Here is a 12,960-nt window from a genome sequence, read left to right on the forward strand (position 1 = left end):
TGGCGAGGCATGACGGACACCCCCTCCTTCCCGGCCGGCTTCCTGTGGGGCGCGGCGACGGCAAGCTACCAGATCGAGGGCGCGACCAAGGAGGACGGCCGCGGCCAGTCGATCTGGGACACGTTCTCGGCGACCCCGGGGAAGGTCGCGAACGGCGACACCGGCGAGGTCGCCTGCGACCACTACCACCGCGTGCCCGAGGACGTCGCGCTGATGCGCGAGCTCGGCCTGGACGCCTACCGGTTCTCCGTCGCGTGGCCGCGCATCCAGCCCGACGGCACCGGCGCCGCGAACCCGCTCGGGCTGGCCTTCTACGACCGCCTCGTCGACCAGCTGCTCGGCGCGGGCATCCGGCCGGTCGTCACGCTGTACCACTGGGACCTCCCGCAGGCCCTCGAGGACCGCGGCGGCTGGCGCTCGCGCGACGCCGCCGGGTGGTTCGCCGACTACACCGCACACGTCGTCGGCGCCCTCGGCGACCGGGTCCGGCACTGGACGACCCTCAACGAGCCGTGGTGCTCCTCGATGCTCAGCCACGCCATCGGCGCGCACGCCCCGGGCCACCGCGACCCGATGGAGGGCCTGCTCACCGCCCACCACCTGATGCTCGCCCACGGCACGGCCGTCCCCGTCATCCGCGAGCACTGCGCCGACGCCGAGGTCTCGATCACCCTCAACCCCAGCCAGGTCCACGGGCCCGAGGACCCCACCGAGGCCGACCTCGACGCCGTGCGCCGTGCCGACAACGTGCTCAACGGGGTGTTCTTCGGGCCGCTCTTCCACGGTGCCTACCCCGAGGGGATGCTCGACGACGTCGCGCACCTCACCGACGGCTCGTTCGTCCACGACGGCGACCTCGAGACCATCTCGGCCCCGCTCGACAACCTCGGGGTCAACAACTACTTCCCGGCCCGGGTGCGGGCGACCCCCGAGGGTGCCGAGCCGCACGGGACGACGCACCTCCTCCCCGGCTGCGAGCGCGTCGACGAGGTCGACCCCCACCCGCCGCTCACCTCGATGGGCTGGGAGCAGTCGCCGGAGTCGCACCGGCAGATCGTCGAGCGCTCGGCGCGCGAGTGCGGCCTGCCGGTCTACGTCACCGAGAACGGGTCCGCGTGGGACGACACCGTCTCCGACGACGGGCAGGTGCACGACCCGGAGCGGGTCGCCTACCTGCAGGGGCACCTCGCGGCGCTCGCCGACTCGGTCGCCGCCGGCACCGACGTCCGGGGCTACTTCGCGTGGTCGCTCCTCGACAACTTCGAGTGGGCCTACGGCTACGACCAGCGGTTCGGCATCGTCCGCGTCGACTACGACACCCAGGTCCGGACGGTCAAGGACTCGGGTCGCGAGTACGCCCGGATCATCGCCGCGCACCGGGGCCGGTGAGCCGGCGGGTCGTCGTCGTCGGCGGCGGCATCGTCGGTCTGGCGGTCGCCGAGCGCATCCTGCGTGACGACCCGGCGGCCCGGGTCACGGTGCTGGAGAAGGAGATCCGCTGGGCCGCGCACCAGACCGGCCGCAACAGCGGGGTCGTCCACTCGGGCCTGTACTACCCGCCCGGCAGCGCCAAGGCACGGTGGTGCCGCGTCGGCGCCGAGGAGCTGCTCCGGTTCGCCGAGGTCGAGGGCGTCCCCCACGCACGCACCGGCAAGCTCGTCGTCGCGACCTCCCCCGCCGAGCTGCCCGGCCTCGCGGCCCTCCACGAGCGCGGGCTCGCCAACGGGCTGGCCGTCCGCCGGCTCGACGCCGCCGAGGCGCGCGAGCACGAGCCGCACGTCGCCGCGCTGGCCGCCCTCCACGTCCCCGAGACCGCGGTCGTCGACTACCCCGCCGTGTGCGCCGCCCTCGTCCGGCGGCTCGCGGCCGGCGGGGCGGACCTGCGGCTCGGGACGGCCGTCACCGGCGCACGCGAGCACCCGGACGCCGTGACCGTCGAGACGACCGGCGGCCCGGTCGCCGCGGACGTCGTGATCAACTGCGCCGGGCTGCACACCGACGTCGTCGCCCGCCGGCTCGGCCACCGGCCGTCGGTGCGCATCGTGCCGTTCCGCGGCGAGTACGCCGAGCTCACCCCGGCGGCCGCCCCCCTCGTTCACGGCCTCGTGTACCCCGTCCCCGACCCCGCCCTGCCGTTCCTCGGCGTGCACCTGACGCGCGGTGTCGACGGGCACGTGCACGCCGGGCCCAACGCGGTGCTCGCCCTGGCCCGCGAGGGGTACCGGTGGCGCGACGTCGACCCCGTCGAGCTCGCCCGGATGGCCGCCGACCCGCGCCTCTGGCGGCTGGCGCGGCGGCAGCTGCGCACCGGGGTCGACGAGGTGCGCCGCTCGCTCTCCACGCGACGCTTCGCCGACGGCCTGCGCCGGCTCGTCCCGGCCCTGCGCGACGAGGACCTCGTGCCGGCACCGGCGGGCGTCCGGGCGCAGGCCGTGCGCCACGACGGCTCGCTCGTCGACGACTTCCTCGTCGAGCGGTCCGGACGCTGCGTCCACGTCCTCAACGCACCCTCCCCCGCCGCCACCGCGGCGCTGGAGATCGCCCGACACGTCACCGGCCTCCTCCCGTGAGCGGGAGGAGGCCGGTGAGGGGGCGGCGCGGCGTCAGGCCGGCTTGCCCACGACCGTGACGTCGATGTTGCCGCGGGTCGCCTTGCTGTAGGGGCAGAACTCGTGCGCCTTGTCGGCGAGCGCCTGCGCGGTGTCGGCGTCGACGCCGGGGATGGTGCTCGTCAGCGCGACCGCGAGGCCGAAGCCGCTCTCGGTCTCGCCGAAGGTGACGTCGGCCGTCGTCTCGGCGCCCGAGGCGTCGACGCCCTCCCGCTGCGCGATGAGGGTGAGGGCGCCGTTGTAGCAGGCCGCGTAGCCGGCCGCGAAGAGCGTCTCCGGGTTGGCGACCGGGCTCGAGGGGTTCGGCTTCCCGAGCGGGAGGTCGACGACCCCGTCCTCGCTGCGGGTGCGTCCCGCACGGCCACCGGTGGCGGTCGCGGCGATGGTGTACAGGGTCTTGGTCACGGACTCGTGGGGCACGAAGGGGCTCCTCTGCTCTCGGGGCGGTGGTCCCCATGGCCAACCGACCCGACGCGGCGACCATTCCCGACGACACCCTCGGAAGCGCCGGACCCGGTGGCGGAACACCCCTTCCGGCACGGGCTCCGGGGGCCCTACTGTTCGCTCGCCGGACCATCGGCGCTGGAGCAGGAGGAGCAGATGACCGCACCGACCGACGACGCCCCGATCGGCTACCCCGAGGCGTCGGAGAAGGGCCTCAAGGGCGGAGCCCTCGGCCTGCTGTCCAGCGTCGTCGTCGGGATGGCCTCCACGGCCCCGGCGTACTCGCTGGCGGCCAGCCTGGGCCTCGTCGTGGCCTCCGGAGGGGCGCTGCTCGCCGGCGTCAAGGCCCCGGCGATCCTCGTCCTCGCCTTCGTCCCGATGTACTTCATCGCGGTCTCGTACCAGGAGCTCAACAAGGCCGAGCCGGACTGCGGCACCACCTTCACCTGGGCCTCGCGCGCCTTCGGCCCGATGGTCGGCTGGCTCGGCGGGTGGGGCATCATCGCGGCCGACGTCATCGTCATGGCCAACCTCGCCCAGGTCGCGGGGTCGTACTCCTACACGTTGGTCGGGCTCACCGACCTCGCCGACAGCACGCTGTGGTCGACGGTCGCGGGCTTGGTGTGGATCGCCGTCATGACGTGGATCTGCTACAAGGGCATCGAGGTCAGCGCGCGGCTCCAGTACGCCCTCCTCGGCATCGAGGTGGTCATCCTCGTCGCCTTCGCGGTCGTCGCCCTCGCCAAGGTGTGGACGGGCAACGCCGAGTCCTACTCGCTCACCCCGTCGCTGTCCTGGCTGTGGCCGGGCGGGCTGTCCTTCGGCGACGTCGTCGCCCCGGCCCTGCTCACCGCGTTCTTCATCTACTGGGGTTGGGACACCGCCGTCGCGTGCAACGAGGAGACTGACGACCCGGGTCGCACGCCCGGCCGGGCCGCCGTCATCTCCACCGTCCTGCTCCTGCTCACCTACGCCGTGGTCGCCGTCGCGACCGTGGCGTTCGCGGGCACCGGGACCGAGGGCGTCGGGCTCGGCAACCCCGAGAACGCCGCCGACGTCTTCCACGCGATCGGCCCGGAGCTGTTCGGGGACAGCGCCATCGGCAAGGTGTTCATGGCCCTGCTCGCCGCGTCCATCCTCACCTCGGCGTCGGCCTCGACCCAGACGACGATCCTCCCGACCGCCCGCACCGCGCTGTCGATGGGCGTCTTCCGCGCCCTGCCGCGCTCCTTCGCGCGGGTCCACCCGACGAACCTCACCCCCACGGTCGCGACCATCGGGATGGGCGTGGTGTCGGCGGTGTTCTACCTGGCCTTCACGTGGCTCGGCTCGAACATGCTCTCGGCCCTCATCGGCTCGATCGGCCTGATGATCGCGTTCTACTACGGACTCACCGGGTTCGTCTGTGTCTGGTACTACCGGAAGACGCTGTGGCACAACCCCCGCGACCTCTTCATGCAGGGCGTCATCCCGCTCCTCGGCGGCGTCATCATGCTCGCGACCTTCGTCTACGGCCTCAAGCAGTTCCTCGACCCGGAGTGGCTCACCGACGACGCCGGCGACCCGATCACGATCTTCGGCTACGGCGCCGTCGGCGTCACCGGGGTGCTCGCCCTCGGCCTCGGCGTCGTCCTGATGTTCATCTGGTGGGGCGTCGACGAGGACTTCTTCATGGGTCGCACGCTCTCGATGCGCACCTCCCGCGACCTCGTCCTGGCCGGACCGCACGTCGACGCGACCGGCGCGCGGATGCCGGGCTCCGGCCTCCCGGAGATCGTCATCGCCGAGGACCTGTCGAACCTCCCCGAGGGCGTCGAGGCGCTCGACCCGGTCACCCGCGAGCGCTACACGCGCGAGCCCGGCGAGGGATGAGCCCCGGGGTCCGACCGCGCTCAGAGGGCGAGGCGCTCCTTGACGACGGCGGCCAGGCGCGTGGCGGTGTCCTCGGCCTCGTCGTGCGTGCCGGCCTCGACCATGACGCGCACGACGGGCTCGGTGCCCGACTTCCGCAGCAGGACGCGCCCGGAGCCGTCGAGCACGCTGGACGCCTCCCGGACCGCCTCCTGGACCCCGGCGTCGCCCTCGACCCGGCTGGTGTCGACGCCCTTGACGTTGACGAGCACCTGCGGCAGGCGGGTCATCACGGTGGCGAGGTCGGCGAGCGGGCGGCCGGTCTCGGCGACCTGCGCCGCGAGCATCAGGCCGGTGAGCACGCCGTCGCCGGTGGTGCCGTGGTCGAGCATGATGACGTGGCCGGACTGCTCGCCGCCGAGCGAGTGCCCGGAGCGGCGCATCTCCTCGAGGACGTAGCGGTCGCCGACGCCCGTCTGCACGACCGCGATGCCGTGGCGCTCCATCGCCTGGAGCAGCCCGAGGTTGCTCATGACGGTGGCGACGAGGGTGTCGTGCGCGAGCTCGCCGCGGTCCTTGAGGGCGACGGCGAGGATGCCCATGATCTGGTCCCCGTCGACCTCGGTGCCGGTGTGGTCGACCGCGAGGCAGCGGTCGGCGTCGCCGTCGTGGGCGATGCCGAGGTCGGCGCCCCGCTCGAGGACGGCGGCGCGCAGCCGGTCGAGGTGGGTCGAGCCGTAGCCGTCGTTGATGTTCAGGCCGTCGGGGTCGGTGCCGATCTCGACGACGTCGGCCCCGGCGAGCCGGAAGACCTCGGGCGAGACTGCGCTCGCCGCGCCGTGCGCGCCGTCGATGACGACGGTCAGCCCGTCGAGCCGGTTCGGCAGCGTGCGCAGCAGGTGGGCGACGTAGCGCGCCTGGCCGGCGCGGTTCTCGTGGATGCGCCCGACCTCGGCGCCGACCGGGCGCTCCCACTCCTGGCCCATCCGCTCGGCGATCTCGTCCTCGACCGAGTCGGGGAGCTTGTGGCCGCCCTCGGCGAAGAACTTGATGCCGTTGTCGGGCATCGCGTTGTGCGACGCGGAGAGCATGACGCCGAAGGTGGCGCCCATGTCGGAGGTCAGGTACGCGACGGCCGGCGTCGGGAGGACCCCGACGTTGTGCACGTCGACCCCCGCCGAGGCCAGCCCGGCGCAGACGGCCGCGGAGAGGAACTCGCCGCTGGCCCGCGGGTCGCGCCCGACGACGGCGCGGGGCCGGCGGCCGTGCCGGCGGTCCGGCTCGCCGAGGACGTGGGCCGCGGCGATGCTCAGGTCGAGCGCCAGCTCGGCGGTGATGACGGGGCCGTTGGCGAGCCCCCGCACGCCGTCGGTACCGAAGAGTCGGGACATGGTCAGCCTTTCGCGTCGATCGGGGACGAACCTACTCCGCACACGCCGGAGGCGGCACCGATGCGGTGCCGCCTCCGGGGTGCGGGTCGCCGCGGTCGCGGCGTCGCGAGATCAGCGCTTGCTGTACTGCGGGGCCTTGCGGGCCTTCTTGAGACCGGCCTTCTTGCGCTCGGGGACGCGGGCGTCGCGGGTGAGCAGCCCGGCCTTCTTGAGCGCGGGCCGGTTGAGCTCGGGGTCGACCCCGTTGAGCGAGCGGGCGACGCCGAGGCGGACCGCGCCGGCCTGGCCCGAGGGGCCACCGCCGTGCACGCGGACGAGCACGTCGTAGGCGCCGTCGAGCTCGAGGACCTTGAGCGGCTCGGCGACGATCTGCTGGTGCACCTTGTTCGGGAAGTACTCCTCGAGGGTGCGGCCGTTGACCTTCCACTCGCCGCTGCCCGGCACGATGCGGACGCGGGCGACGGCCTGCTTCCGGCGGCCGGTGGCGCCACCGGGCGCCGAGGCGCTCGGGCGGCGGACCTCGCCGCCGGCGACGGCGGCGTCGGACTCGGAGGTGTACTCGGTGACGGCGACGTCGTTCGCGTCCGTCCCGGCGGTCTCGTCGATCTGGGCGTTCTCGGACATCACTGGGCCACCTGGGTGATCTCGAAGGGCTGGGGCTGCTGGGCAGCGTGGGGGTGCTCGGCGCCGCGGTAGACCTTGAGCTTGGTCAGCTGCTGGCGGCCGAGGGTGGTCTTGGGGAGCATGCCGCGCACGGCCTTCTCGATCGCCTTCTCCGGGCTCTTGGCGAGCAGCTCGGTGTAGGACGTCGAGCGCAGACCGCCCGGGAAGCCCGAGTGGCGGTAGGCCTTCTTCTGCTCGGCCTTGGAGCCGGTCAGGGCGACCTTGTCGGCGTTGACGATGATGACGAAGTCACCGGTGTCGACGTGCGGGGCGAAGGTCGGCTTGTGCTTGCCGCGCAGGAGGACCGCGGTCTGGCTGGCGAGCCGGCCGAGGACGACGTCGGTGGCGTCGATGACGTGCCAGGCACGGGTCACCTCGGCCGCCTTCGGGGTGTAGGTACGCATGGGGGCTTCCTCATGGTTCGTGGACGGGGGCGTGATGCCGAGTGCTCCCGGGAGGGAGTGGAGCCCTCGCGAGGGCACACGGCACGACAGTCGTCCAGTCTACGGGGACCGTCCGGGGCGCCCAAATCGCCGCCCGACCTCCCGCGCAGGGCGCTGACCTGCGGCGATGCTCCTCACAGCGGTCGTGCACAGATCTTGTGCAAATGAAGTGTGCAAAGGTATTGTGCACATCATGACGGACTCGACCCCGGTCCCGGGCTCTCCCGACGACGGCACCCTCACCGGCCTCCGGCTCGACGCGCAGGGCCTGAAGACCCTCGCCCACCCGCTGCGCAGCCGGCTGCTCTCCTCGCTGCGGGTCGACGGCCCGTCGACCGCCACCGCCCTCGCGGCCCGGCTGCAGACCAACTCCGGCGCGACCTCGTACCACCTGCGCCGGCTCGAGGCGGTCGGCCTCGTCGCCGACACCGGCGAGGGCGAGGGCAAGCGCCGGCTCTGGCGAGCCGCCACCGAGAGCCACCAGTGGGAGCCGAGCGACTTCGTCGGCGACGACGACGCCGAGACCGCGCTCGGCTGGCTGCAGCGCGACTACTCGCGCCACCTCGGCGAGCGCTACGAGCGCTGGCTCGACGTCGAGCACGCGTGGCCCGCCCCGTGGCGCGACGCGATGGGGATGGACGACTCGTGGGTGCTCGCCACCCCCGAGCAGGCGGCGGCGATGCGCGCGGAGCTCGACGCCGTCGTCGCGCGCTACCGCCGGGTCGGCCAGGGCAACCCGGGCGCGCGCCGCGTCGCGCACTACTCCGTGATGTACCCGGTCGACCTCGATCGCGCGCCCCGGGGCGGTGGGCCGCGGTGAGCGCCCCGATGACCGCCGGCGCCGCCCGGCGGGTGCTGCTCACCCTCACCTTCACCCGGTGGTTCCCCGTCGGGCTGGTCATCGGCGTCACGACGCTGCTGGCCCTCGAGCGCGGCATGTCGCTGGCCCAGATCGGCGTCATCTTCTCGATGCAGGGCTTCGTCGTCCTCGCCCTCGAGCTGCCCACGGGCGGCTTCGCCGACGCGCTCGGCCGGCGCCCCCTGCTCATCGCCTCGGGCGTCGTCGCCCTCGTCTCCTCGCTCGTCTTCGTCCTCGCCCAGACCTTCGCCGCCTTCTGCGTCGCCCTCCTGCTCCAGGGCGTCTTCCGGGCGCTGGACTCCGGTCCGCTCGAGGCCTGGTACGTCGACACCGCCCAGGCCGACGACCCCGGTGTACGGGTCGAGGACGGCCTGTCGCGGGCCGGCACCGCGCTCGGGGTGGGCATCGCCTCGGGCGCGGTCGTCTCCGGCGGCGTCATCGCGTGGCACCCCGTGCAGTCGCTGACCGCGCTGGAGAACGCGTACTGGCTCTCGATCGCCTTCGTCGTCCTCAACCTCGTCGCCACGGCGGCCCTCCTCCGGGAGCCGGTCACCCACGTCGACCGCCGCGGCCTGCAGCGGGCGCTCGACAGCGCGCGCGAGGCCCCGAGGGTCGTCCTCGGCGGCTTCCGGCTGCTCGGCTCGAACCGGGTCCTGCTCGCCCTCGTCTCCGTCGAGGTGTTCTGGAGCGTCGGGATGATCGCCTTCGAGACCTTCATGCCGGTCCGCCTCTCCGAGCTCGTCGGCGGCGAGGCCGAGGCCGGTGCGCTGATGGGTCCGGTGTCCGCCGCGGCCTGGGGCCTCTTCGCGGCGGGGTCGGCGGCGGCCGGCATCGCCGCCCGCCGGGTCGGCGTCACGTGGACGGCCATCGCCTCGCGCGTGCTGCAGGGCGCGTTGGTCGTCGTCATGGCCCTGATGACCGGCCCGCTCGGGCTCGTCACCGCCTTCTTCGTCGTCTACACCCTCCACGGCACGGCCGGACCGGTGCACAGCACGCTGCTGCACCGCCAGGCCGACGCGGGCAACCGCACGACGGTCCTGTCGATCAACTCGATGGTCGGCGGCGGCTGCTACAGCCTCGGCCTGCTCGTCCTCGGCCCGCTCGCCGAGGCGACGAGCACCGCCACCGGCATCCTCGTCGCCGGCGCATTCAGCATCCTCGGGGCCTTCCTCTACCTCCCCGCCCTCCGGCAGGAGCGGGCCCACGCCGAACCGGTGCCCGAGGCCGCCTGATCGCCGTCACGCTCACGTGACCTGCCCGGTCGGGTAGGTGGGCCCGTGCTCGCGCCTCGGCCGGATCGGGGGGTGCGGGCGACCGGCCGGCGGGTTACCGTGGCGGGAACCGACGGGCGCAGGAGGCCGGATGACGGCGCTGGACGGCAACGGAGCCGTGGCCACGACCACGTGGCCCGTCGACTCGTCGGCGCTCGTCAAGTTCCAGGCCCCCGAGATCGTCTTCGGCATCGGCGCGCTCGCCGAGGCCGGGTACGCGGCCCGGAGGCTCGGGGCGCGCCGGCCCTTCGTCGTCACCGACCCCGGCATCGTCGAGGCCGGATGGGTCCGCGAGCTGCTCGGGCACCTGCGCGACGTCGGCCTCTCCCCCGTCGTCTGCAGCGACGTCTCGCCGAACCCCAAGGACCTCGAGGTCGCCGCGGCGCACGACCTCTACCGCGCGAACGACTGCGACGTCATCGTCGGCATCGGCGGCGGCTCGTCGATGGACGCCGCGAAGGGCGTGGCCGTGCTCGCCGGCAACGGCGGCTCGATCCTCGAGTACCGCGGCGTCGACCAGGTGCACCGCGAGATCCCGCCCCTGCTGATGATCCCCTCGACCTCGGGCACCGGCGCCGACGTCAGCCAGTTCTGCATCATCACCGACACGACGCGGCACATGAAGGTGACGATCATGGGGCGGGCGCTCGTGCCCGACATCTCGATCACCGACCCCCGGCTGCTCACGACGATGCCCGAGTGGCTCAACGCCGCCACCGGCCTCGACGCCCTGACCCACGGCATCGAGGCCTTCGTGTCCCGCGCGCACAACGCCCTCGCCGACGTCCACGCGCTCAACGCAGTGGGCCTGGTCAACCAGCACCTCGTGACGACGATGACCACCCCCGACGACCACGAGGCGCGCACCGGCATGGCCGAGGCGGCGCTGGCCGCCGGGCTGGCCTTCACGAACGCGATCCTCGGCGCGACCCACGCGATGAGCCACCAGGTCGGCGGGCTGCTCGACGCCCCGCACGGCGTCATCAACGGCATCCTCCTGCCGCACGTCATCCGCTACAACGCGGCCTCCTCCCCCGACCGGTTCGTCGCCCTGGCCCGCTCGGCCGGCATCCCCGTCGACGGCGTGCCGGCCGCCGACGTCGCCGAGGCGCTCGCCGACCAGGTGCGGGCCCTCGCCGACGAGGTCGGGGTCCCCCGGTCGCTGCGCTCCCTCGGCATCACCGAGGAGCACCTGGCGGTGCTGTCGCAGAACTCACTCGAGGACGCGTGCCTCACGACCAACCCCCGCCCCACCGACGCCGAGGACATCGAGCGCATCTTCCGGGCGGCGCTGTGACCGAGGGCGCCACCGACCTCTCCCGGCTCACCGGGGTGCGGTCCGGGAAGAACTCGTACTACCCGGCCTACCTGCGCTCCACCGAGCGCACCCAGCGCGCGGTGCGCGCCATGGACACCATCAGCCGGGCCGTCGTCCGCACCGTCGAGGGCCCGCGCGGGCTGCTCGAGGAGGTCGCCAAGGCCGCCGCCGACCACCTCGACGCCGACTGGGCGGTGCTCGCGCTCGCCGACAGCCACCTCGAGAAGGCCCGCCCGCGCTTCGTCGTCATCGGCCCGGACCGGCGCAGCATCGGCGACCCCACCGAGGTCCCCGAGAACGTGCGCCTCGAGCTGTCGGCCATCCGCTCCGGGTACGCCGGGCCGTCGGCGCGCACCGACGTGTGGGTGCGCGTGCCGATGTACCTCGAGGGCCGGCGGGTCGGCGGGCTCGCCGCGCGGCACGGCCTCGCCGAGGACCCCGAGCCCGAGGACCTCGCCGTGCTCCGCATCCTCGCCAACCAGGCGGCGGTCTCGCTGCACACGAGCGAGCAGTACCAGGCCGGGCTCTCGCTGCACCGGCGCGCGCAGCGGCTGCACGAGGAGGCCCGGGCCCAGGCCCGCGACCTCGCCACCCGCACCGCCGAGCTCGAGGCCGCCGAGCACCGGCTGGCGGTCGCCGAGCAGCGCGAGCTCGTCGACGCCGAGCGGCACCGCATCGCCCGCGAGCTGCACGACAGCGTCACGCAGTACGTGCTGTCGGCCGGGATGGCCGTCGAGGTCGCGCGGGGCGAGGCGGTCGAGGTCGGGGCCGACGGGGTGGGGCGTCAGCTCGAGACGGCGAAGTCGTTGACGCAGACCGCGGTCGAGCAGCTGCGCTCGGCGATCTTCGCGCTCACCCGGCCGCACAGCGAGTCGGTCGCCTCGCTCGAGGACCTGCTCGGCGAGGTCGTCCAGCACCACCGCTCGCTGCTCGACATCAAGGTCCTCGTCGCCGGCCGGTCGCTCGGCCTCGGGCCCGACGTGCACCACGAGGTGGCCCGCGTCGTCGGCGAGGCGCTCTTCAACGTCGTCACGCACGCCGCGGCGAAGCGGGCCGTCGTGCGGGTCCGCTGGCTGCCCGAGGCCCTCGTCGTCTCCGTGTCCGACGACGGCGACGGCGAGCCCGCGGCGCTGCGCCGGATGCTCCAGCTCGAGCGTCGCACCGTGCGCGACGGCCGCCACCAGGGACTGGCCAACATGGACAGCCGCGTGCGGGGCCTCGGCGGCACGCTGGCCTTCCGCCGCTCGCGCCTCGGGGGCGTCCGCGTCTCGATGCGCGTCCCGCTGCCCGTCGTCCGCGTCCGTCCCGGTCTCGACCTGTCCGACCCCGAGGAGGCCCAGCCGTGCTGAGCACCACCGACTCCCGTTCCCCCGCGGCCACCGAGGAGGAGCCCATCGGGGTCATGCTCGTCGACGACCACGCGATCGTCCGGCAGGGCCTGCGCTCGGTGCTCGAGCGCGAGCCCGACATCGCCGTCGTCGCCGAGGCCTCCTCGCGCGGGGAGGCGCTGGCCGTCCTCGAACGGGTGACCCCGCGGGTCGTCCTCCTCGACCTCAAGCTCTCGACGTCGTCCGACACCGAGGGCCTCGAGCTCGCGCAGGCGATCAGCACCGGGCACCCGTCGGTCGCCGTCCTCGTCCTCACGACGTTCCTCGACGAGCACCTCGTCCTCGAGGCGGTGCGCGCCGGCGCGCGCGGCTACGTCGTCAAGGACGTCGACACCGCCGCGCTCGTGCGGGCCATCCACGACGTCAGCCAGGGCGAGTCGGCCTTCGACGCGCGGTCCGCGGCGGCGATGGTGCGCGGGATGCAGGCACCCCCGCCGCCGACCCAGCCGACCCTCTCGGCGCGCGAGGACGAGGTGCTGCAGCTGTTGGCACGAGGGCTGTCCAACAAGGAGATCGGCAAGCGGCTCTACATCTCGGAGACGACGGCCAAGTTCCACGTGGGCAACATCCTGCGCAAGCTCGACGTGTCCGGACGGGCCGAGGCGGTGTACGAGGCCACCAAGCGCGGGATGCTCTGAGGCCCCCGGGCGCGACGCCGCGGCAGCGTCCTCCGTCCCGATGGCGGGGCCAGTCCGGAGGTCCTAGGGTGAGTGACCGCGGCGT

The 12,960-nt window shown here is 73.7% G+C and carries 12 protein-coding genes; 8 read left to right on the forward strand and 4 right to left on the reverse strand.

The window, feature by feature from the left end:
- The first annotated feature begins 9 nt into the window (after positions 1–9).
- A complete protein-coding gene (locus tag JQN70_RS06625) occupies positions 10–1,389 on the forward strand; it encodes a GH1 family beta-glucosidase (protein WP_204130530.1) in 1,380 nt (459 codons plus the stop codon).
- Entirely contained in the window at positions 1,386–2,570 is a 1,185-nt protein-coding gene (gene lhgO, locus JQN70_RS06630) for an L-2-hydroxyglutarate oxidase (protein ID WP_204130531.1), read from the forward strand. Before JQN70_RS06625 ends, lhgO begins: the two co-directional genes overlap by 4 nt.
- Before the next feature lie 33 nt (positions 2,571–2,603).
- Here the strand turns inward: lhgO and JQN70_RS06635 are convergent, their stop codons facing one another.
- Positions 2,604–3,029, reverse strand: coding sequence for an Ohr family peroxiredoxin (locus JQN70_RS06635; RefSeq protein WP_204130532.1), 426 nt, complete (start codon positions 3,027–3,029; stop codon positions 2,604–2,606).
- A 180-nt stretch (positions 3,030–3,209) separates the two neighbouring features.
- Here JQN70_RS06635 and JQN70_RS06640 point away from each other — a divergent pair, with 180 nt between their 5' ends.
- Positions 3,210–4,925 (forward strand): APC family permease, encoded by a 1,716-nt coding sequence (locus tag JQN70_RS06640; RefSeq protein ID WP_204130533.1) that lies wholly within the window; start codon positions 3,210–3,212, stop codon positions 4,923–4,925.
- Between the two features lie 20 nt (positions 4,926–4,945).
- Here JQN70_RS06640 and glmM read toward each other — a convergent pair whose 3' ends face one another.
- The 3 genes from glmM to rplM form a co-directional block, all read right to left on the reverse strand.
- Positions 4,946–6,295 (reverse strand): phosphoglucosamine mutase, encoded by a 1,350-nt coding sequence (gene glmM / locus JQN70_RS06645; RefSeq protein ID WP_204130534.1) that lies wholly within the window; start codon positions 6,293–6,295, stop codon positions 4,946–4,948.
- 111 nt (positions 6,296–6,406) lie between these two features.
- Complete coding sequence (rpsI, locus tag JQN70_RS06650; protein WP_204130535.1) at positions 6,407–6,919, reverse strand: 30S ribosomal protein S9; 513 nt, start codon at positions 6,917–6,919, stop codon at positions 6,407–6,409.
- Positions 6,919–7,362: a 50S ribosomal protein L13 gene (gene rplM / locus JQN70_RS06655; RefSeq protein WP_204130536.1), complete on the reverse strand. Its 444-nt coding sequence runs from the start codon at positions 7,360–7,362 to the stop codon at positions 6,919–6,921. The genes rpsI and rplM overlap by 1 nt, the downstream gene beginning before the upstream one ends.
- A 232-nt stretch (positions 7,363–7,594) precedes the next feature.
- Between rplM and JQN70_RS06660 the strand changes: the two genes are divergently transcribed.
- The 5 genes from JQN70_RS06660 (at position 7,595) to JQN70_RS06680 (ending at position 12,875) form a co-directional block, all read left to right on the forward strand.
- Positions 7,595–8,221, forward strand: coding sequence for a winged helix-turn-helix domain-containing protein (locus tag JQN70_RS06660; RefSeq protein WP_204130537.1), 627 nt, complete (start codon positions 7,595–7,597; stop codon positions 8,219–8,221).
- Positions 8,218–9,492: an MFS transporter gene (locus tag JQN70_RS06665; protein ID WP_307835850.1), complete on the forward strand. Its 1,275-nt coding sequence runs from the start codon at positions 8,218–8,220 to the stop codon at positions 9,490–9,492. Before JQN70_RS06660 ends, JQN70_RS06665 begins: the two co-directional genes overlap by 4 nt.
- 130 nt (positions 9,493–9,622) lie before the next feature.
- Positions 9,623–10,828, forward strand: coding sequence for an iron-containing alcohol dehydrogenase (locus tag JQN70_RS06670; RefSeq protein WP_204130538.1), 1,206 nt, complete (start codon positions 9,623–9,625; stop codon positions 10,826–10,828).
- Positions 10,825–12,198: a MadS family sensor histidine kinase gene (locus JQN70_RS06675; protein WP_204130539.1), complete on the forward strand. Its 1,374-nt coding sequence runs from the start codon at positions 10,825–10,827 to the stop codon at positions 12,196–12,198. Before JQN70_RS06670 ends, JQN70_RS06675 begins: the two co-directional genes overlap by 4 nt.
- The gene (locus tag JQN70_RS06680; RefSeq protein WP_307835851.1) at positions 12,192–12,875 is read left to right on the forward strand and encodes a MadR family response regulator transcription factor; all 684 of its coding nucleotides are present in this window, start codon (positions 12,192–12,194) and stop codon (positions 12,873–12,875) included. The genes JQN70_RS06675 and JQN70_RS06680 overlap by 7 nt, the downstream gene beginning before the upstream one ends.
- The last annotated feature ends 85 nt before the right edge of the window (positions 12,876–12,960 follow it).

The sequence above is a fragment of the Phycicoccus sonneratiae genome, from assembly GCF_016887965.1.
GTDB classification, from domain to species: domain Bacteria; phylum Actinomycetota; class Actinomycetes; order Actinomycetales; family Dermatophilaceae; genus Phycicoccus; species Phycicoccus sonneratiae.

Excerpts from the sequence above, each read along its gene's own strand:
- JQN70_RS06625 (WP_204130530.1), top strand. The coding sequence starts at position 10 with ATGACGGACACCCCCTCCTTCCCGGCCGGCTTCCTGTGGGGCGCGGCG.
- JQN70_RS06640 (WP_204130533.1), top strand. The coding sequence starts at position 3,210 with ATGACCGCACCGACCGACGACGCCCCGATCGGCTACCCCGAGGCGTCG.
- glmM (WP_204130534.1), bottom strand. The coding sequence starts at position 6,295 with ATGTCCCGACTCTTCGGTACCGACGGCGTGCGGGGGCTCGCCAACGGC.
- rpsI (WP_204130535.1), bottom strand. The coding sequence starts at position 6,919 with ATGTCCGAGAACGCCCAGATCGACGAGACCGCCGGGACGGACGCGAAC.
- rplM (WP_204130536.1), bottom strand. The coding sequence starts at position 7,362 with ATGCGTACCTACACCCCGAAGGCGGCCGAGGTGACCCGTGCCTGGCAC.
- JQN70_RS06660 (WP_204130537.1), top strand. The coding sequence starts at position 7,595 with ATGACGGACTCGACCCCGGTCCCGGGCTCTCCCGACGACGGCACCCTC.
- JQN70_RS06670 (WP_204130538.1), top strand. The coding sequence starts at position 9,623 with ATGACGGCGCTGGACGGCAACGGAGCCGTGGCCACGACCACGTGGCCC.